The sequence below is a fragment of the Flavobacterium flavigenum genome, assembly GCF_027111255.2.
GTDB lineage: Bacteria > Bacteroidota > Bacteroidia > Flavobacteriales > Flavobacteriaceae > Flavobacterium > Flavobacterium flavigenum.
Map to the genome: position 1 here is coordinate 785,879 of NZ_CP114285.2, position 21,895 is coordinate 807,773.

General features: G+C 35.4%; 13 protein-coding genes. 5 read left to right on the forward strand and 8 right to left on the reverse strand.

Going from position 1 to position 21,895, the window contains the following annotated elements; all coding sequences use genetic code 11:
• Positions 1 to 319: 319 nt before the first annotated feature.
• The 3 genes from OZP09_RS02900 to OZP09_RS02910 all read right to left on the reverse strand — a co-directional run bounded on the left by OZP09_RS02900 (position 320) and on the right by OZP09_RS02910 (position 3,901).
• Entirely contained in the window at positions 320 to 1,330 is a 1,011-nt protein-coding gene (locus tag OZP09_RS02900) for a 4-hydroxyproline epimerase (protein ID WP_281310253.1), read from the reverse strand.
• A gap of 3 nt (positions 1,331 to 1,333) precedes the next feature.
• Entirely contained in the window at positions 1,334 to 2,917 is a 1,584-nt protein-coding gene (locus tag OZP09_RS02905; RefSeq protein ID WP_269236436.1) for an aldehyde dehydrogenase (NADP(+)), read from the reverse strand.
• A gap of 69 nt (positions 2,918 to 2,986) precedes the next feature.
• Positions 2,987 to 3,901 carry a dihydrodipicolinate synthase family protein gene (locus tag OZP09_RS02910; RefSeq protein ID WP_269236437.1) on the reverse strand — a complete coding sequence of 305 codons (915 nt, stop codon included), beginning with the start codon at positions 3,899 to 3,901 and terminating at the stop codon, positions 2,987 to 2,989.
• Between the two features lie 194 nt (positions 3,902 to 4,095).
• Between OZP09_RS02910 and OZP09_RS02915 the strand changes: the two genes are divergently transcribed.
• The 5 genes from OZP09_RS02915 (at position 4,096) to OZP09_RS02935 (ending at position 13,403) form a co-directional block, all read left to right on the forward strand.
• A complete protein-coding gene (locus OZP09_RS02915) occupies positions 4,096 to 4,950 on the forward strand; it encodes an AraC family transcriptional regulator (protein ID WP_281310254.1) in 855 nt (284 codons plus the stop codon).
• 252 nt (positions 4,951 to 5,202) lie between these two features.
• On the forward strand, positions 5,203 to 6,876 hold the full coding sequence (locus tag OZP09_RS02920; RefSeq protein ID WP_281310255.1) for a M1 family metallopeptidase: 1,674 nt from the start codon (positions 5,203 to 5,205) through the stop codon (positions 6,874 to 6,876).
• A 36-nt stretch (positions 6,877 to 6,912) separates the two neighbouring features.
• Positions 6,913 to 9,063, forward strand: a complete 2,151-nt coding sequence (locus OZP09_RS02925; RefSeq protein ID WP_269236439.1) for a S9 family peptidase — start codon at positions 6,913 to 6,915, stop codon at positions 9,061 to 9,063.
• Between the two features lie 15 nt (positions 9,064 to 9,078).
• Positions 9,079 to 10,467, forward strand: coding sequence for an aminopeptidase P family protein (locus tag OZP09_RS02930; protein ID WP_269236440.1), 1,389 nt, complete (start codon positions 9,079 to 9,081; stop codon positions 10,465 to 10,467).
• 317 nt (positions 10,468 to 10,784) lie between these two features.
• Positions 10,785 to 13,403, forward strand: coding sequence for a T9SS type A sorting domain-containing protein (locus tag OZP09_RS02935; RefSeq protein ID WP_281310256.1), 2,619 nt, complete (start codon positions 10,785 to 10,787; stop codon positions 13,401 to 13,403).
• Between the two features lie 295 nt (positions 13,404 to 13,698).
• Here OZP09_RS02935 and OZP09_RS02940 read toward each other — a convergent pair whose 3' ends face one another.
• The 5 genes from OZP09_RS02940 to OZP09_RS02960 form a co-directional block, all read right to left on the reverse strand.
• Positions 13,699 to 13,884 carry a hypothetical protein gene (locus tag OZP09_RS02940; RefSeq protein WP_281310257.1) on the reverse strand — a complete coding sequence of 62 codons (186 nt, stop codon included), beginning with the start codon at positions 13,882 to 13,884 and terminating at the stop codon, positions 13,699 to 13,701.
• A 22-nt stretch (positions 13,885 to 13,906) separates the two neighbouring features.
• Positions 13,907 to 15,865 (reverse strand): glycoside hydrolase family 97 protein, encoded by a 1,959-nt coding sequence (locus tag OZP09_RS02945; RefSeq protein ID WP_281310258.1) that lies wholly within the window; start codon positions 15,863 to 15,865, stop codon positions 13,907 to 13,909.
• A gap of 17 nt (positions 15,866 to 15,882) precedes the next feature.
• On the reverse strand, positions 15,883 to 18,024 hold the full coding sequence (locus OZP09_RS02950) for a family 43 glycosylhydrolase (RefSeq protein WP_281310259.1): 2,142 nt from the start codon (positions 18,022 to 18,024) through the stop codon (positions 15,883 to 15,885).
• Between the two features lie 49 nt (positions 18,025 to 18,073).
• Entirely contained in the window at positions 18,074 to 19,051 is a 978-nt protein-coding gene (lhpI, locus tag OZP09_RS02955) for a bifunctional Delta(1)-pyrroline-2-carboxylate/Delta(1)-piperideine-2-carboxylate reductase (protein ID WP_269236446.1), read from the reverse strand.
• An 89-nt stretch (positions 19,052 to 19,140) separates the two neighbouring features.
• The gene (locus tag OZP09_RS02960; RefSeq protein ID WP_281310260.1) at positions 19,141 to 21,831 is read right to left on the reverse strand and encodes a DUF5695 domain-containing protein; all 2,691 of its coding nucleotides are present in this window, start codon (positions 21,829 to 21,831) and stop codon (positions 19,141 to 19,143) included.
• Positions 21,832 to 21,895 lie beyond the last annotated feature (64 nt).

Consider the following 21,895-nt stretch of genomic DNA (forward strand, 5'->3'; position numbering starts at 1 on the left):
ATATGAGAACCCTTTTTTTTATACTTATTTCAAAAGCAACTTCATTTTTTATTGAAAAACAATTAGTTACCAACAATAGTAAAGAGTTTTTATTAATAAATTAGGAACACTTGATGTTTATGCAAAACAGTAATTTGCAGCACACAATGTCGGTAGGTTAAGGATTAAATGACAAATTGATTGCTGATTTTTGATTAACGATTTTTGATTTTAGATGTAAAAAAGCCTGATAAAATCTATAATCTAATTTTTATTCACACCTATCTGAAATCAAAAATCGTTAATCTTCAATCTAAAATCCCTTAACTTAATAATATTGCTACAGTACCTGGAATCCGTGAGCATACGGATCATCTTCTTCGTCAATTATTATATTGTTATACCCATAGACTTTTGCCCAGCCCTGAATACTGGGAACAATCGCTTTAATAGCTCCGATTGCCGTTTCTTCTTCAATTCGTCCCACGAACTTACTTCCTATATAGCTTTCATGTATAAACTCCTCCCCCATTTTCAGAAGTCCTTTAGCGTGTAATTGCGCCATACGTGCAGATGTACCGGTTCCACAAGGAGATCTGTCGATAGCTTTATCTCCATAAAAAACTGCATTTCTTCCTGATGAAGACGGATCGATTGGAGAACCTGTCCAAAGCATATGACTAACATCCCTAATCGTATCATTTTCAGGATGTATAAATAAATTTGGGTATTTTTCGTTTATTTTTTTTCTCACTGCCTGACTGTATTGCACGATTTTGCTTGCCGTAAAATCCTGAATTCCGGAGAAATTTTTCTGAGGATCAACAATTGCGTAATAATTTCCGCCATATGCTACATCAAAAACCAACTTCCCTAATTCCGGACAATCAATAGTTAAGTTTTCGGCTGCTAAATACGATTTTACATTCGTTAATTTAACCCATTCTACTTTTTTACCAACCTGCTTATACTCTATTTTAACTAATCCCGCAGGAGCTTCCATGTTTATTTTTCCTGCCACTTTCGGGCTAACTAATCCTTCCTCTATTGCAATGGTAATAGTACCAATTGTACCATGTCCGCACATTGGCAAACAGCCGGAGGTTTCGATAAATAAAATTCCGAAATCATTTTCAGGATTACTTGGCGGAAATAAAATACTCCCACTCATCATATCATGTCCGCGAGGTTCAAACATCAATCCTTTACGAATCCAATCATATTCGCTCAAAAAATGTTGTCTCTTTTCGCTCATGTTAGCCCCAATTAAATTAGGGCCACCACCAGCTACAACTCTTACAGGATTTCCACAAGTATGTGCATCTACACAAAAGAATGTTTTTCTAGCCATTTTTTAAATTGAATCAGTTGTTTGAACATTATTAACTAATCTGGAAAGTCCCAGAGGATTTTCATTTTGTAAAGCTTCAGGCAGCAAATCATTCGGCCAGTTCTGATAACTAAAAGGTCTGACCCATCGCTTAATGGCATCAATTCCAACTGCTGTAAATCTGGAATCGGAAGAAGACGGATAAGGCCCTCCATGTACCATAGCAGGACAAACTTCTACACCAGTAGGCATACCATTAAAAATGATACGGCCTACACGATTCCCCAGGGCATCTACAACATCATTAAAAGCCTTAATTTCAGTTTCTTCCCCCAAAACGGTACCGGTTAACTGCCCTTCTAATGCATTAATTACAGCAATTAACTCAGCTTTGTTTTCACACTGTACAACCATTGAAAAAGGTCCAAAAACCTCTTTGTGTAAAACAGAATTTTTTAAGAAATCTTTTCCTGATACCGTAACTATTTTTTGAGAAGCATAATTTGGCTTCTCATTTTTATCATAAGCAGCTACTACTTCTACACCTTCTTGTGAGCTCAATGACTGATTATTACTTTGATAATTTTTATGAATGGATGGATTCAGCATACAAATAGGATCAATTTTTAAAACCTCACCAGCCAATTGATTAATAAAAGTTTCTAAATCGTCATTTTTAATTCCTAATATCAATCCGGGATTAGTACAAAACTGTCCTGCACCAAGCGTCACAGAACCAGCACTTGCTACAGCCCACTTTTGCGAATTTTGTTTTAATGCTTCCGGAAGAATGACAACAGGATTAATACTGCCCATTTCTGCAAAAACCGGAATTGGTTCAGGTCGCTGAGCCGCCAAATCGTATAACGAACGACCTCCTTTTATACTTCCTGTAAATCCTACTGCTTTTACTAATGGATCTTGTACCAATTGCACACCCACTTCAATGCCGCTGCTATTCAAGTTGGAGAAAACGCCTTCCGGCATTTTTGTTTTCTGAGCGGCTTTTATAACTGCCGATGCAACCATTTCACTAGTGCCGGCATGCATCGGATGACTCTTTACAATTACCGGGCAGCCAGATGCCAATGCGGATGCTGTATCACCACCTGCAGTAGAATAAGCAAATGGAAAATTACTGGAACCAAAAACAACCACCGTACCTAATGGCCGCATCATTTTACGGATATCAACTTTAGGCAATGGCGTTCTGTCTGGAATGGCTGTGTCAATTGTAGCTTCTACCCAGCTCCCCTGTTCCACTAACTCAGCAAAGGCATTAAGCTGACCAATGGTTCTGCCTCTTTCTCCTTCAGCACGTCCTTTTGGCAAACCGGATTCCTGACAATAAACCTCAAGCAAATTATCTCCTAAAGCCATGATTTCTTCAGCAATTGTTCTAAGAAAAAGTGCTTTTTCTTTGCCGGAAGCTCTTTGAAAAGATAAAAATGCTTTATCTGCAATAGATGTGGCTAATTTTATTTCATCACTACTTGCTTCAGTGAACTGCCAGGGATTTTCTATATTAAGTTGTGGGTCAAAGGTTTTGAAAACTTTATCTCCACCAGCTAACAACTGACTGCCTATATAATTTTTTCCAGTAATCATTTTTATTTGTTTTTGATTGGGTATTGTATTTATAAGATTGAAAAACATTTTCAAAATCTAAACCTGAATTTATATCCTTTTATAGTCAGGAAGCGTCGGTCTTGTTGCTAAAGAACTATTAATAATAGCCAAAACCCTTTCTCTTTCAGCACCCATTAATGGTACTCTTGGAGCACGTACATATTCGGTCCCTAAACCTGCTCCAACTTCTGCTAATTTAATATTCTGAACCAATTGTGGATTAATATCCAACTCTAATAAAGGTAAAAACCAACGATAAATTGTCAGTGCTTCCTGGATTCTTCCCGCTTTTGCTAATTTATAAATCGCAACAGTTTCTTCCGGAAAAGCATCAACTAATCCTCCAACCCATCCGTCTGCTCCCATTAGCAAACTTTCAAGACCTAATGTATCCACTCCGGTTAGTACTTTTAATCTGGATCCAAAACGATTAATGATTCTGGTTACGTTAGAAATATCCCTTGTAGATTCTTTTACAGCCTGAATGTTATCAAAAACCATCAGTTCTTCAAACATATCCAGGGTAACCTCAATTTTATAATCAACCGGGTTGTTATAAATCATAATTGGCAGCGAGGTACTTTTAGCAACATCAGAAAAATACTTTACAGTTTCATAATCAGTTGATTTATAACGCATAGGAGGCAACATCATTAAACCTTTGGCTCCATTAAGCTCTGCTTTATTAGCCGCTTCAATAGCTCCTCGTGTTGTTTGTTCAGCAATATTCATTATCACAGGAACTTTTCCGTCAACGATACGAACAGTCTCTAAAATCAACTCTTTCTTTTCTTCCTCTAATAACGTACTGGCTTCCCCTAGTGTTCCTCCAAGGATAATACCTTCAACACCTGCATCTAATTGAGCGGTAAGGTTCTTACCAAACATTTTAAAATCTAATGTGTCTTCAGCAGTAAAATTTGTGGTTACAGCTGGCATTACCCCTTTCCATTTAATATTCATAATAATAGTATTTTTTTAATTAATTTATTTATTCAAAGGTATTAAGTCAGGCGTAATAACTTAATTAAGCATGTTATCTAAAACAAATACTATATTATCTTATTTGCGCCAATATTGTAAAAAGTAGGCTAATTTTAATGCACCTTTTAATTTAATTACTACCTTTCACTTAACATCCAAAAAAAACCACGAGCATGAAAATTTTTCCGTTTAAAATTCCCAAATCAAATGAGGGAGCCTTTATTTATCAAGAAGATAGAGAATATATTTTTTATGATAAATACCATCAACATGAAGAAATCCAGATTAGTTATATTAAAAGAGGAGAAGGTACCGTTTTAGTGGGAGATATGATCTCTGAATACAAGGAAGGTGACATCCTTATATTAGGTAGCAATTTACCGCATGTTTTTAAAAGTGATAAATCCGAAAGTAAAAAACTATCTGTTATGGTAACCATTTTCTTTACCAAAGATGCATTTGGAAAAAACTTTTTTAATATGCCGGAATTAAGCAATATAGAACCCTTTTTTGAGGCTATTAAAAACGGTGTAAAAATATCCAGCAACAAACCCTCTGTTTTAAAAAAATTCAAGAAGTTTAAAGAGGCTGACAAATACGATCAATTTTTAATTTTCTTTCATTTATTAAAAGCATTTTTCGAAGCTGAAAAAAAACTGCTTTCCAGTTATGTTTTTAATAAACCTTTTACAGACGCCGAAGGAAAAAGAATGCAAATGGTTTTTGATTTTGTCATGAACAATTATCAAAAGAATATCACTTTAGATGAAGTTGCTCAAATTGCCACCATGACTAAAAATGCTTTTTGCAAATACTTTAAAACGCGTACGAATAAAACTTTTTTTCAATTTTTAATTGAAATCAGGATTGAGCATGCCGCTAAACTACTTATTAAAAACAAAGAATTATCAGTCATTGAGATTTCGGAATTGAGCGGATTTAATAATATTTCGAATTTCAACAGAAAATTTAAGGAAATTAAAAAGAAGACCCCGTTTGAATTTAAGAACTCATTGGTCAATTCATAATATATTGCAATTTGCTTTTTATTTTCGCTTAGCAATGAAAGCAAACAGACCTTATGTTTTAAGAAATCTATATTTTTTAAAATATCCAATTTTTATATTTTTTAAAGAAAAATAGATGAATATAGTATTTAATATTGATAATAAAATCCATCTTATTCTTTAAAAAACCAGCTATTTTTGAAAAGCAGCGCTTTTTTTACTTAAAACAAGTTGCTAAACAACTATATGTAAACTTCTCAAAACTTAAACAACATGAATAAAAAGTATTTCCTAACTTTTATTTTTCTAGGTATTACTCTAATTTCTTTTGGCCAGAACACTAAAAAACATACGCTTGCAGATACTTTGAGAGGGAGTTTAACTCCGGAAAGGCAATGGTGGGACGTATTGCGTTATGACATTACCGTACAACCTGATTATGATAACAAAACAATACAAGGGAGTAATTTTATCACTTATAAAACAGTTAAGGGGGAAAAAAATACCAAAATGCAAATTGACCTGCAAGAACCTTTGGTCATTGATAGTGTTATTCAGTTGGGGAAAAAATTAAACTTCAAAAAAGAAGGCACTGTCTGGTATATCGAAACCCCTAAATCTAAGGCAGCAACCACTCATAAAATAGACCTTTTTTATCACGGAAAAGTTCATGAAGCCATAAAAGCGCCCTGGGATGGTGGCTGGATTTGGACAAAAGATTCTTTAGGACGCCCCTGGATGACTGTAGCTTGTCAGGGACTTGGAGCATCAATTTGGTATCCTTGCAAAGACCATCAAAGTGATGAGCCTGATCAGGGTGCCAGCCTTACTATGATTGTTTCTGATACGCTAACAGCTATTGCAAATGGAAGACTGGAATTTAAAAAAGAAAATAATAATGGTACTACAACTTATAAATGGGCAGTTGTTAATCCTATTAGCAATTATTGCATCATTCCGTATATAGGTAAATATGTAAACTTTAAAGAAAATTATAAGGGAGAAAAAGGAAATTTAGATTTGAACTATTGGGTGCTGGACTATAATTTAGATAAAGCCAAAAGTTACATGCCTACAGAAGTACACAATATGTTGAAAGCTTTTGAATACTGGATGGGTCCTTACCCTTTTTATGAAGACGGCTACCAACTCATTGAAACCTCGCACACAGGAATGGAGCACCAAAGTGCTGTTTCATACGGTAATCATTATAAGCCTGGCTACCGCGGAAACGATGGTTCCGGAACGGGCTGGGGAATGAAATGGGATTTTATCATTATTCACGAAAGTGGACACGAATGGTTTGGCAACAACATCACAACAAACGACTTAGCTGATATGTGGGTTCACGAAGGCTTTACCAATTACAGTGAAACTTTATTTGTTGATTATATTTTTGGGGAACAGGCCGGTAATGAATACAATGCCGGAACCCGAAAAGGAATAAGAAATGACAGACCAATCATTCCGGATTACAACGTAAATGCACAAGGAAGTGGAGACATGTATCCAAAAGGCGGTAATATGCTGCACGCTATTCGTCATGGAATTGATAATGATGCTCTTTTTCGAAATGTCATAAGAGGTTTAAACAAGGAATTTTATCATCAGACTGTTACTTCTAAACAAGTCGAAGATTATGTTTCGAAACAGCTAAAATTCAATTACGCTAAGGTATTTAATCAATATCTGAGAACAACACAAATTCCAAATTTTGAGTTTTATTTTAACAAAGACAAAACAAAAGTTTTCTACCGTTATACCAACTGTGCTGCAGGATTTAATTTGCCATTAACCTTAAAAAATGATGCTGCAAAGATCAGAATAGTACCTTCAGGTAAGTGGCAAAACAGCAGTGTAACAAAAGCACAGGAAGCGCTATTCAATGAAGAAGCTATAACAAAAATGTACTACATAAATCCAACTTTAATTTCACAATTAAAATAACATTGAACCTCCGTTACTAATTTATAATATCCTACGATGAAAAAAATACCACATCTCTTTTTTTATTTATTACTTAACTTATTTTTTATTTCCACCCATTCACAAAAATTAAAATGGACTAGTGACAGCAGTGGCTATTATACAGTAGAAAAAGGTGAAATCATAAAATATACCTTGCCCGATTTTACTCGTACTAAAATAATTGATGCTGCACAGCTTATACCGAAACAAGGTTCAAAATCATTAGAAATCAAGGATTATGAGTTTAGTAAAGATGGCAAATTAGTTTTAATTTATACCAACTCAAAAAAAGTATGGAGACGGGAAACAAGAGGTGATTATTGGCTGCTAAACACGGAGAAAAAAGAAATACATCAGATAGGAAAAGGAAAACCGGCATCTTCATTAATGTTTGCTAAATTATCACCTGATAACAAATCTGTCGCCTATGTAAGCAATCATAATTTATATGTGGAAGACATTGAAAGCCAAAAAATAACGCCATTAACCAAAGACGGAACAGACCGATTAATAAACGGGACTTTTGACTGGGCTTATGAAGAAGAATTTGATTGCAGAGATGGTTTCCGATGGAGTCCTGACGGGAAAAACATTGCTTTTTGGCAAATTGACGCCACAAAAATCAAGAATTTTTTATTAATCAACAATACCGATTCTATATACTCTTACACAGTTCCGATAGAGTATCCAAAAGCCGGAGAAGATCCTTCTGCCTGCAAAGTTGGGGTTGTCGATATTTCGACACAGCAAACCATCTGGATGAATGTTCCGGGCGATTCAAAACAACATTACATTACGCTCATGCAATGGATTCCTGATGGCTCGTCTATCATGCTGGAACAGTTAAACCGCAAACAAAATGAGGCTAAACTATTTTTATGCAATCCTAAAAATGGTGATGCCAAATCCATTTATGAAGAAAAAAACAACTCGTGGGTAGATGTACTGACTACTGAAAACCTGGGCTGGAAATGGATCAATAACGGAAAAGATTTTCTTTCTCTTTCAGAGAAGGACGGTTGGCGTCATCTCTATCGAATGGATAAAAATGGAAAATCAGAAACACTAATAACGAAAGGCAATTATGATATCATTAGCCTTGAAGCGATAGATGAAAAAAACGGATTTGCTTATTTTTTAGCTTCTCCGGAAAATGCAACGCAACAATATTTATATAAAATAGCATTAAACGGAAAAGGAAAACTAATAAAAATGTCTCCCGGTGAGCAAGTAGGGACACACAATTATACGTTGACTCCTGATGCCAAATATGCACAACATAGTTTTTCTAACCATAAGAACCAACAGGTTACAGAATGGATAAGTCTTCAAGATCACAAAACGATTAAGGAAATAAACAGTAATAAAACACCAGGCGGAAACGTAGAAATGATTCAAATCACTACTGCTGATAATGTTACGCTTGACGGCTGGATGATAAAACCAACCCCATTTGATGAAACAAAAAAATATCCGGTATTATTTTACGTTTACACTGAACCTGCGGGAGCAACTGTAAAAGATGCTGCCGGTTTTGCCGGAACACGTTTATACAAAGGAGATATTGCTGCAGATGGCTACATCCAGATCAGCTTAGATGGCAGAGGGACTCCAGTTCCTAAAGGTGCTGCCTGGAGAAAATCGATCTACCAAAACATCGGAATTATAAACGTTAGAGATCAGGCTATGGCTGCCAAAGAAATTTTAAAATGGTCCTTTGTCGATGCGGATAGAATTGCAGTCTGGGGCTGGAGCGGCGGTGGCTCTACAACACTAAATCTATTGTTTCAATATCCGGAAATTTACAAAACAGGGATAGCCATTGCTTCTGTTCCAAATCAATTATTGTATGACAATATTTATCAGGAACGTTATATGGGTTTGCCGCAAGAAAATAAACAACCTTATATAAATGGCTCCCCAATTACGCATGCCAATAACCTTAAAGGCAATTTATTACTTGTTCATGGTACCGGAGATGACAATGTACATTACCAGGGAGCTGAAATGCTTGTTAACGAATTAGTAAAAGATGGGAAATATTTTCAAATGATGAGTTATCCAAACCGTACCCATAGCATTAATGAAGGTGCCGGAACTACGGAACATTTATCGCAATTATTCACACACTATCTGAAAGAAAATTGCCCTGGCGGAGCAAGATAAACAAATACAAAAAACATGTTTAGTAAAGAAACTTATAGCAATAGAAGACAAGTCTTAAAAAAAGCAATTGGCAGTGGACTTATCATATTACCAGGAAACGAAGAAGTTGGAATGAACTACAGAGATAATATCTATCATTTCAGACAAGATAGCAGTTTTTTGTATTACTGCGGAATTGACACTCCTAACCTGTTTTTAGTAATAGATGTGGATGCCAATATTGAAATTGTATTCGGTGATGATTTAACAATTGAACAGACTGTTTGGACAGGCCCTCAGGAATCTTTGGCAATTAGCTCTGCAAAATCAGGGATTACAGCAATTCAGCCTCTATCTTTTGTGGAAGCAATGATCAAAAATGCCGTAAAGCAAAAACGCGCGATTCATTTTCTGCCACCCTACAGAGCCGCAATAACATTAAAACTAAGCAATTGGTTAGAAACTCATCCTTCGGCATTGGTAAAAAAAGCTTCGATTACCTTATCAAAAGCTATAGTCGCACAACGCTCTTATAAAACAAATGAAGAGTTAGTTGAAATAGAAAAAGCTATTGACATAACAGCAGCCATGCATTTGAAAGCAATGCAGACAGCACGACCAGGAATGACTGAGTATGAAGTTGCAGGACAAGTAGAAGGAACAGCTATTACAAATGGTGGTCAACTTGCATTTCCTATCATTTTAACAGTAAACGGACAATACTTACACAATCATGCAGGCGGCAATATTTTACAACACGGACAAATGGTTTTGTGTGATTGCGGAGCCGAAAACAATATGCACTATGCAGGAGATATGACCCGGACTTTTCCTGTTTCAAATACCTTTACTACTCAGCAGAAAGAAATATACAACATTGTTTTAAAAGCGGAAGAAGCTGCAATTGCAACACTTAAACCAGGAACTTTTTTTAAGGATTCCCATCTTGTTGCCTGCAAAGAAATTTTAACCGGATTAAAATCGCTTGGTTTAGTAAAAGGAGATTTAGACGAAGCTGTAGCCACTGGCGTTCATACGCTTTTCTTTCAATGCGGTTTAGGCCATATGATGGGAATGGATGTTCATGACATGGAAAATATTGGTGAGGAATATGTAGGCTATACTGATACTTTAAAAAAGAGCACCGAATTCGGACTTAAGTCATTACGCCTTGGAAAGGAATTAGAAGAAGGTTTTGTTTTAACTGTTGAACCTGGTATTTACTTTATACCTGAATTAATAAACCAATGGCAAGCAGAAAAAAAACATAGTGAATTTATTAATTATGATAAAGTACAAAAATACAACAGCTTTGGAGGTATCCGCATAGAGGAAGATTTTTTTATTACGAAAGATGCTTACCAATTATTAGGCAAGCCGCTTGCCAAAACAGCAGAAGAAATTGAGGAATTGAGAAACTATTAAAATTATTAGATGTTTAAAATCAGATAAAACATAAAACGAGCCATTACAAATAATGTAGTGGCTTTTTTTTATTGATTTCCCTATTCAAAAATTTCTATTGCCATTATAAAAAATAAACACTGGTTAACTTTTACTAATTTTCTGATAATTAAGTATATATAAAACACCCCAAACTATACCTAAATTGCTAATTAAATGATAGTTGCCTAAATATATTAAAAAACATCTGTTAAACCCACAAAAACGTTTTTCCTACAATTTATTTAAAACTTAGTAACTATTCCAATTCTATTAATTAACAATTAAAACTTACAGAGATGAAAGAAAAAAAATTACTTCATTTTTTTTCTTTCCTATTATTTAACATCGTTATGTTAGGTATAGGAAAGTTAAATGCACAAACTAATTTAGCTGGACTAAGTTCTACAAAGGTTACTACTTCTCATGTCTCCCCCTGGGAAAATCTTGAATCGGTCAAGGATGGGTTTACACCGATAAACTCAGAAGACAGAACTAACCCTGTTTACGGAAACTGGGACGGTGATGCAGCTTATAATACTTACAATTGGATAGAATATGAATGGCCTTTTGCCCACGAAATAAATTCAATTGCAGTTTACTGGTTTACAGATTATGGAGGAATTGCTCAGCCTACAAATGCCTACATTGAATACTGGGATGGAATTAACTGGATTAATGGAGGTGCACTGGGACTTGCCCTTAATCAATTTAATACTACTGCTAATTTAAGCTTCAAAACACGTAAACTAAGAATTTACATGAAAAGCGATACCGCAACTGGTGTAATAGAATATCAGGCTTTTGGAGTTGAAACTACACAATGTGATGCTACCGAATTAACACCTGGTGTTGTTATAAATAACGGAAGCCAAAAAAATCAAAATTATGCTGTAATTTCTCCAACTGAGAGCGTGCAGTTTAAACCCTCAATAGCCAATATTGGAACAAATCCTAAAATGAAATGGACTGGTCCAAACAATTTTCAGTCTACTAATCAAAATATCACTTTGTCCAATCTGCAGGCAGTAAATTCGGGAACATATACTTTTTTATATGTCAATGAGTGTGGTGCAGAAAGTAGCTTGGATTTCTACTTAACCATAAAAGAGGATAATGACAGCGATTATAGCTCATGGCCGGCTTACGATTCGACTCTGCATTATGATTTTGTAAGTGACTATCCTAATTTTCCAAAACCAACAAAAAATTTGGAGGATGATTATCCCGGATATAATGGCTGTAATGCGGCCTGGTCCAAAGATTATGGATCATGGACATTTATTGCAGGTCCAAATGCTAATCCTTTAATAACAGAAACTTCCGTATCTGTAGACTTAATGCTAAAGCGTCTTGATGGAGATTTTACTTTTCTTAGAGATAATATGGGATGGCCACCGGACAAATTGTACAGAGCAGGATATCGTAGTTCGGTTTATTTGTTTGGATCCGGATTATGTACTGACAATGCCTCAAATACTGATTTAGGAGGTTGGCAAAGTGGCGTTGGCACTCCAGATGGACAAAGCTGGCCAATGGTATTGTTATCGTATTACCCTGTGGCCAGTTTCGATCCTAATAGTACTTTCCCTGATGCCCAATATCAAACAGGAGCCTGTGTTCACGAAGGAATTCATGCCATCTATGCTTCGTTGCCTGGTTGCAGAAATTCGGCCTGGTTTCATGAAGGTTCAAACGTTTGGCTGCAAACTGTCTTAGATATCAAAAAAACAGGAAGCACCGATTATAGTAATGTGGACTTAGGATGGCTAAGTGCCGGTTCTGTTATTGCTCCTTTTATTCCAATAGAATGTTATAGCGGATGGCTTTCTGATGGCACTTTTGGCGGTCCTTCTGCTGAAGGGGTAGATTCCGGAGTACAAAATGAAAATGGTATTACTTTAAGAAAAACCAGAGATGTTATCGGAGGTGTTCAATATAGTTCTGTATTTCCAACCTTTTTAGGTGAAATTGTTGGAGAAAAAAGTTTACCATGGGTTTGGAACTATTGTGAAGGCCGCGTATTAGAAGGAATTGCTAACGGTAATGGAACTGTTAGTGGTATTGGAGACACTAAAATGCGTAAAATGGTTCAGGAATACAGAGCAAGATTGGCCTTAGCTGATTTTGGAAAATTCGAAAAACCAATCTTAAGTTTATATCGTAATAATATGGGAATGGATGTTGGTCCTGAACAGCCTGCATTAATCAATGTCGCGAGATGGAAAGCAACACCTTATGCGGCTACTACTGCAGATCAGGATGGTTATTTAATTCCTGATGTAAAAACGTTACCGGGCTGGTCCGGAGCGAATTTTGTTCCTATTCATGTTCAAGGAAATGAAGCTACCGTATTTTTTGAACCATTAGGAAAAAATATGTCTATACAATTGTGCTACCGAACTAAGGATGGCAAAACATTTTACTCACAACCAGTATATGCGGGTGATTGCACTATATCTTTTGATCAGGGTGTACCTGCCAACGGTGTAATCTTTGCTGTGATTTGTAATTCAGACTATATTTTTAATGGAGAATCAACCCGTACCGCAAAATTTAATTACAAACTTAAACTTGGAGATGGTGCAGTAAAAACGGCCAGTATAGATAAAAACTGGTGGGATTGGAAAGCTGCTATCACTGAAACGCTATCTGTAACAGATCATGGTTTACCTTCTAATTTTGTTATTTATCCAAATCCTGTAGATAATTCAAATTCATTTATGATCAGGTTATCCAATAATAATTCAACTGTATTTAGCTATAGAATAACAAATATGACTGGACAAGTATTGTTTAAAAAAGAAAATTGTATCAATGAAGACCAATACAATGCAGAGGCGCTGCCTGGAGGTATTTATTTTGTAACAGTAGAATCGCAAAACTCTAAACAAACAAAAAAGATTGTTGTAAAATAAAAAACCAAGAAGTTCTCTTTTTGGTAAATCTAACTACACCTTCTTAATTGGAGGTGTAGTTGTTTATTTTTAAATATAAAAAAACTAAAATTCTTAATATTGTACACTACCAAAACAGATAAAGAAAACTTAATTTCATTCTTTCTTAAAGGACTAATTTAATCCTATGGTTGTAAAATAAAAAATAACTTTTAAGCATATTCGTCTGCTTATTTCAAACAATATCTTTTGTAGTTTAATACATAGACTATCATATATATTTTTTTACCATAATATTATCGCCGTATTCTTTATGCTAAAACATCGCAATATTGTCTGTTTCCATCATACGGCTATAACTGTAGTCACTCTCTTTCGAATCATAATTATTATGCTCCGGAACCAACCAGACTTTTGCAGGAATGTATAACTTCTTTGCCTCGACTTTATCTTGTGCATGACTAATACCAATTGCAGATAAAAAAACAAGCACAATACCCATTATCTTTTGCTTCATCTCAGTATTACTTTTTAGTTATAATGGCAGACCAGCCTCCGCCTGAAGCCATTCTTGCAGTGATTTTAGAACTTTTAGTAACTTCTATTACTTCTTTTTTATAATCTTCCGCATACTTGTCCACATTGATACCATCTGCAAAAACTTCCATAGAGAAATTTCCGTCACCGAGGAAAGAAAGATCAACAGGCAATTCTCTTGCATCTGCATCGGTCATACCGCCAACATACCATTTATCGACTTTCTTTCTGGCCACTACAATATAGTTTCCAACGGAACCCTGAAGTACTTTTGTTTCGTCCCAGACTGTTGGTATTTGAGTAATAAAATCTACCGTTTCCTGTTCTTTATAATAAATAGAAGGCGATTCGCACATCATTTGCAATGGCGCTTCATAGACCACATACATCGCCACTTGATGCGCACGTGTACCCATACTCATTGGACGTGAATGGCTAATAGAAAAATTCTTATGCTGCTTGTTTATCATAGCGCCCGGTGTAAAATCCATTGGTCCTGCTGCCATACGAATAAACGGGATAGTTACGGTATGCTCAGGAGTAATGTCTTCACTCCATTTATTGTTTTCATTTCCTAATACACCTTCGTAATTCATAACATTAGGATACATGCGTTCTAAACCAGAAGGTTTAAATGCGCCATGAAAATCAACTAACAGTTCTAATTTGGCACATTCTCTGGCGATTTGTTCGTACGAATTGACCATATATTGATCATTACGCTGCATGTAGTCAATTTTAATTCCTTTAGCTCCCCAGTTTTTATAAGTTTGAAGAATCGGCAGTAAATTAGCATCCAAAGGCTTCCAAAGTACCCAAAGAATTATTCCAACACCTTTTTCTTTACCATATCGAATCAATTCTTTCACATCCATGTCCGGATTAAAATCAAGTATTTGAGTAGTCGATTTTGTCCATCCTTCGTCAAGTATTACATATTCAATTTTATTCTTAGCGGCAAAATCAATAAAATATTTGTATGTTGCTGTGTTTAGTCCTGCTTTAAAATCAACACCAAAAATATTATTATCATTATACCAGTCCCATGCTACTTTTCCCGGTTTTATCCAATCGGTATTTTTAAGAACATTTGATTTTGCCAGTTGATATGTTAAATTACTTTCTACAAAAGTGCGGTCATCATCACTAATAATAAATACACGCCATGGATACGCCCTGTTTCCGGAAGTTTTTGCTATATAATCAGCTTCTTTTGTAATGGTTTGTACACGATCTGATCGTCCACCTTTATCAACTGCTTCTAAAACGTATTTTGGAAACATAGCATCCAAAGTTGTATTTCCGTTTCCTTTTAAAAACAAGCCCGGATAATCGTGTAATGCGGTTTCTGTAAATAAAACCTTTGCCTTATCAGTTGTAAACAAAACTGGTAAACTGCAAAAATCTTTAGAGGTAATATCACTCAGGGATTTATCTAAATACAAACGCTCGTTATGGGAATACATTGATTCTTCCTGCGGAAATAAAGAACGGGATCCTTTTGGGAATGTAAAGGAAACATGCTCTGAAACAACATTACGTGCTGCTTTCGCTTCATCGATAAACTGATACGCTACACCATCGTTATACGCACGAAAATTCAGTTTGTAATTTCCCTGATACGTGATGGAAAGTTCTGTGTACTCATCTTTTATATCTGAATCTTTATGAGAAACTACAGCATATATTGTTTGCGATACACTCCTGATTGTATGCTTTTTGACCTTCTGATTAGCGCCAAAATCCGTATTAGAAGAAAAATCCATCCCAGCCTGCGCTTTCTCTATAATTAAATTTCCATTTAATGACGCAGACCATGAAATTTCCTTTGAGTTCGTAACTTTTATTTCAATACCCCCATCAGGAGATTTAACCTCAAAATTTTGTGCTGCCATCTGGTATAAGCTAAAAGTAAAATAGCAAATCGTTAGTATTAAATTCTTCATTATTAGATGGTTTTTTATTATTTAATTTTAGTTTCTTTGAAGTGTTTTGCTATTTCTTCTTTAGTTAAGGCATAATCATACATCTGTAAGGAAGCCATATAACCCGAGTAATTTTCTCCAATATCCGATGCGCCAATGATGATTTTGGCTTTATCAATTGCAGAGGACAACATCATATTTTGAGAATTATCCAATACACTATCCACATACATTTTCTCTACAACACCATCAAAAGTCAAAACGATATGATGCCATTTATTTGCTTCAGGAAGTTTGTTGTATCTCATATCAAAATGACCGTCCAAATGTGGCGCAGCACCATAATGACTGCTATTGTAAGCCAAAGCATTGTAAGAATTAGCCAGATTATAGGCTGTTCTGTCACACCACGATGCTAAAATTTCACCTTCTTTGGCTATTTCCGGATTTTTTACCCACGTGGCAATGCTGTAAGAACCATTCCAAGCCAGCATTTTTGGAACTGCTTTGTCTAATACCAAAGAGCCATTAGTAAATTTAAATGCCTTAACCCCTTCATTATCTTTTTCTATTTTGACTTCACCATTTTTTGCAAAAGTTCCTCCGATAGTGCCTTTGTTTGATAACTTAGTAAAAGAGCTACCCTCTTTTTGATTATTTACATTAAGGTCAATCAACATTTTATGAGTACTTACAACAGCAGCCTGCTTATTCGATTTTTTATTTTCTAATGGTAACGGAATCTCAAATAAAGAACTATATACTTTTATATTCCAAACAGCAGCATACAGCCCTGCCTTTTCAGTTCCCAAGACGGTTAATTTTAAGTAACGTGCCGATATATCATTATCGTCAATCATGGGACTGCCGGAAGTCTGATTTTTAGATTTATCAGCATACATGTTCCATTTTTTACCATCACTTGAATATTGTAAAGTGTATTGGTAATAATAACTGGCAAACTCAAATTGGGTCATAACCCTTTTTATTTCTTTTACCGCTCCTAAATCTATTATTAAATCTTGTGGTAAAGAATTGTTGGCTACTTTCCACATGGTGGCATTATTATCGTCTGTGGCAAAAGCCGGCTTATATTGATAATCATATTCCGAAGATTGTAAATGATAATAAGACGACGCAGTTGCAGCAGCATTTAAAGCTATATTTTCTGGCGTTGTGGTCTTTACAATGTTTTCAATACCTTTAGAAGTAGGAACCACCTTTTTTATGACAGAATCATTTTCAAAAACCATTTTATCTATACATACTTGTCTTGCAAGACCTCCACGAGTCATAGGATAATCATGTTTGTGGTACACTATGTAATACTCATTTCCATCTTCTAAAACCGAATGATGGCCCGGGCCATGTGTGGTTTTATCCTCAGTAGTACTCAAAATTGGATTATTCTGACCTTCTGTAAATGGTCCGTAAGGAGTATCACCATAAGAATAACGAACATTATAGGTTTCATCATGGCAGGAATCACCAGAGTACATCAGTATGTATTTGCTGCCTTTTTTCATCATATAGGCTGCTTCAAAAGGCTTAGGTGTCTGACTCAAAGGAATGTTTTTTGAATTTACCATATCCTTCATTGTAGCGGTATTGAGTTCACCTACAGCATAACCACCGTTGTAATGTACCCAGGTTCCCCAATAGCCATAAACTTTACCATCGGTATCTTTAAAAAACTGTGCGTCAAGTGATGGAAACCCTTCTCTTGGGTATCCATTCGAAATAACAGGAACGTCATTTTCGCTTAATTTTTTCCAGGGACCAACAGGTGTGTCAGATACATATCCATAAATATTACAGCCCATTTCGCAGTTGCCAAAATACAGATAGTATTTACCATCATTTCCAAGAATTATATCCGGCGCCCAAAAATTCGTAATCGGTTTTGCTGTAAAAGATGGTATTTCCATAGTATGGTTATACCAGTTTTTTAAATCTTTGCTATACCAGACTGTTGGAGCTCCTGAAGCCAGCATCTCATTATCTGTAGTAGCATAAATATAATAAATGTCTCCAAATTTTTTAATAGTAGGATCTGCAAAATAACCTGGTAAAATTGGATTTCCAGCATTAGACATGTTAACATTCACTTTGTCCTGTGCATAACTACTAATTGCAAAGAATAGCAAAAAGTGAATAACAAATATGTTTCTTCTTTTCATTTTGTATTTTGGAGTTCTTTTGTTATTTAAAATTATGTTCTTCACAACTCTAAAAAGTGTCGCCTTTTTTATTTTGGAATAACTTATAAAAATAGGAAGCGGCAACTAAATCTTCTAACGCATGACCCACCGACTTAAATAGTGTAATTTCAGAATCTGAAGTTCTTCCTGATTTAGTAGTACTGCACAACTCAAATAAATCTGCTTTTATAGTCTCTTTAGAAAGGATACCAGATGTTAAGGGTATTAAAATATCGCCACTTTCTTTTAAGCCTCCCTGATAAGTATCTACAAAAACACTTGATTTGATTATAGCCTGATCATCAGCTTCACGGGTATCTTTTTTATAAGCCCCTACTAAATCTACATGCTGCCCTTTTTTTAAGAATTCTCCAAAAACCAAAGGCGTAGTAGATAAAGTAGCCGCACAAATAATATCAACTTCTGCGATTTTGTCCTCAATTTTTTCTATAGCAATACAAGTGAATGATTCTGCTTTTAAAGCATCACATATTCTTTGGGCTTTCTCGAAACTTCGTCCCCAGACATAAACAGTTGTAATGGGTCTTACGCTGCAATGTGCTTTAATTAAGTTAATTGACAATGCACCAGTACCTAGAATAAGGAGCGATGAAGAATCTTTTCTGGAGAGATAACTGCTCGCTAATGCCGATGCTGCAGCGGTTCTTTTGGCGGTTAACGATTTTGCATCTAAAATAGCTTTAATATACCCTTTGTGTGCATCCAGATATAAATACATCCCCTGAATAGCTGGCAAATTGTATTTTCCATTATTGGGACTTACCGTAACTATTTTTACCCCCAATTCTTTGCCCGGATTAAAAGCAGGCATCAATAGTAATGTCGAATCTTTATCTTCGTCAGGATTCTGAAAATCATGATGATGACGCATGGGCACTTCAATAGCCGAAGTTGAAAATCCATCTTTAAGAGCTTCTACTAAATCATTGAAATGGCAATAGTTTTCAATGAAATCATCCGTTATGTAAGGAACATTAGTATTCATGTATGATTTTTTTTTAAATAACTAATTCAGAATCAAACCATTTTATTTACTCTTAAAGACAGATTTCTGAAAAAAAAATGAACTGACAACTATAATTTTATGGTTAAACTCTTTTTCTGTAAAGGAATCTCATAAGCTCCTCTCTCTTTGGTATAAGGCAGGGCAATATCTTTGTTAATTCTTAAATAAGCATTTGGTGTAAACTCATTGGCAGGATTTAATGTAATTGATACCTCATCTGTTTTTGTGTTATAGGAAACTTTTTCAAAAGTACCAGCGTCTAATGTTAACCACAGCTGCTTTTGGCTGATGAAAACTTTGGATTTTGCTGCAGTAGTTAATTTTACTTCTACTATATCATCTTTTGTTGTTAAATTCCCTCCAAAAGCTAACCAGCCTAAATCGTTTTCTTTTGTAATATAAGTCGCTGTATTAACGGCATAGCCATAAAATCCGGAACCATAATCTCCCGATATATAATCAATTCTCAACTCAGTTGGATACGAGTGAAATGCTGCCGGTCCAAATCCATCTTCAGTAATGTTTGAAATTCCTCCTAAAAGTCCTCCATACCCTACTTTTAACAAATACAAATCGTCTGATTTTTTTCTGTATTGTTTCAATACCGGAATAGCATTCAATGAAGACCCGTAATGATGAATCTGACGCTCTACTCTTGACAATTTTCCACCGTATAAAAAATCCCAGTATCTACGGGCATTTCCATTGTAAGCCCAATGTGGCATTGTTGGCATATAAGCTAAAATTGCATTCAAAGTAACAGCTGCTTTTTCATCATAGCCAAAATAATCAGACCACATGTATACTTCTTCCTGACCTGTTGAATCCCATGGCATTTCACTTCCAAAAGGATATTCTAAAGCTCTCCAATGATTCGCCCTGTCTTTCATTTTTGCTTCTAAATTTGACGCCATATCCGTAAATTTTTCTGTCTTCAAATCATCCAGAATGAATAAAAATACAGAACCTTCCATTTGACCAAACTGTGCGTAATAAGGCGCTTGTTCAACCATTGCAATGGAAGTATAATAGGCTTGCTTTAAATACCAATCCCAGGTATTGCTATCCACCAATCCTTTATTATATCTCGCTAACCGGTACATTGTCCAGTAGGCTGCTGCAGCGTGTGGATAATTGTAAGATCTTCCTGGGTCATTTGCCTCTTTATGTTTCCACGCTGCCCATGTAGAATAATCTATGTCTTTGCTGTATGTTCCTTTTGGTAAAGAATCGGGCTCATAATAAAATACGCTTTTTTTAACACCATATTTATTTTTGCCTTCATTGTACTGAATATTACCCCAAAGTGTTGTGTTTACAAACTTTTCTAACTTTTTAATTTCTTCTTTATCCGGTTGAATAAGCTGTTTCATAATAGCCGCTAACCAGCCTCCAGCTCCACCCTCATCACTTAAACCGGCAACCCATGCCCTGCTATCCTGCGTTAATTGTTTTTTAGTTTCGTAATCATAACTAATTACAGATGGATTCCTTTTAAAAATTGGATCAGGCTGATCAAACCACTGTTCATTAGTTAAGAAGTGACCAAAATCTTTTATGACTTCGGTTTCAGGCTTAATAATTTTATAGTTGATGGTTTGTTTCACACCATCTTTGTAAATGATGCTTAATCGGGCACGTCCCCATTTTACGCCGCTTACAGTATATTTTTTTAATCCTTTAGGTGTTTTTCCATTTTCTTTTATTTGAATTGCTCCTTTAGGCTCTATTTCAAAGGAACTTACATCACTTTTGTAATTCAAAAACAATTGTGATTTAACATCCTGTGGAAGCACATAACCCGGAACACTTGTTGCCACAGGAAGATTTTCTGTTACCAGCGTATTCTGAATGGCTTCAATTCCGTCAGAAAGCACTAATTTTAAAGAGAAATTTTTAGATTCTTTTGGTTTTAATAGCAATGACGATGGAACATTCCATTGATCTGCATTTTTCCATTCATTATCTGCATAGGCTTTACTATATACCATCCATTCATGAAAACCTTCGAAAACGATACTTCTTGGAGTTGGATCGTCATTTAAAGGACGATAAGCCTCAAAGTTCATGTTCTCCTTTGGCAGCACTAGTAAAGCGGGTCCCTCGCCACTTAATCTTTTTACTTCTAAATAGCCTGCACCCATACCAATATAGGGATCAAAAAACACATTCTGAGCATGCGTTTCATTTAGCGACTTCCCTTCCAAAATATTATTGAAAACCATCGGAATTCCTAAGGCACCAATCTCAATATTTTTATCAGATTTATTGGTTATTTCAAATCGAAGCACCAATTGACCGCCATCGTTTTCATAATAGCGCTTAATGGTTACAGGAATATCACCGGGTAATGTATTTGCTAAATCTGCAGCAGCTAAAATTTTATCTGAAGTTGGTAAAGCAGTAATCGATCCACGTTTTGCAGCGGTTGAATAACTTTTCCAATCAGATGCATTCGCTTCTCTAATTCTTAAATTGATATCTCCTAAATGATACAATCCGTCTTTGTCTCTAATTTCAAGCCTGTCACTTGGAGTAAAATCAAAATTCAAATTCTTAACCGGTCTTAAACCTGCAACAGTCTGTGATGCTTTTACCAATTTTAATTGAAAAGAAGGAGTATTAATTTTTTGATAGATCTCGGCAATACCCAAAGTAGGTTCTTTTTTTTCAATCCTGCTCCAATACTCTTGTGCCTGAATATTAGCAGTTCCTATTACAAATAATAATAAACCAATCCTAAAATTTATATTTTTCATGTTTGCTACGTTTCTATTTTTCTTTCTATTTAATTTTAATTGAAACTTCAAGAAGTTTTTTTTA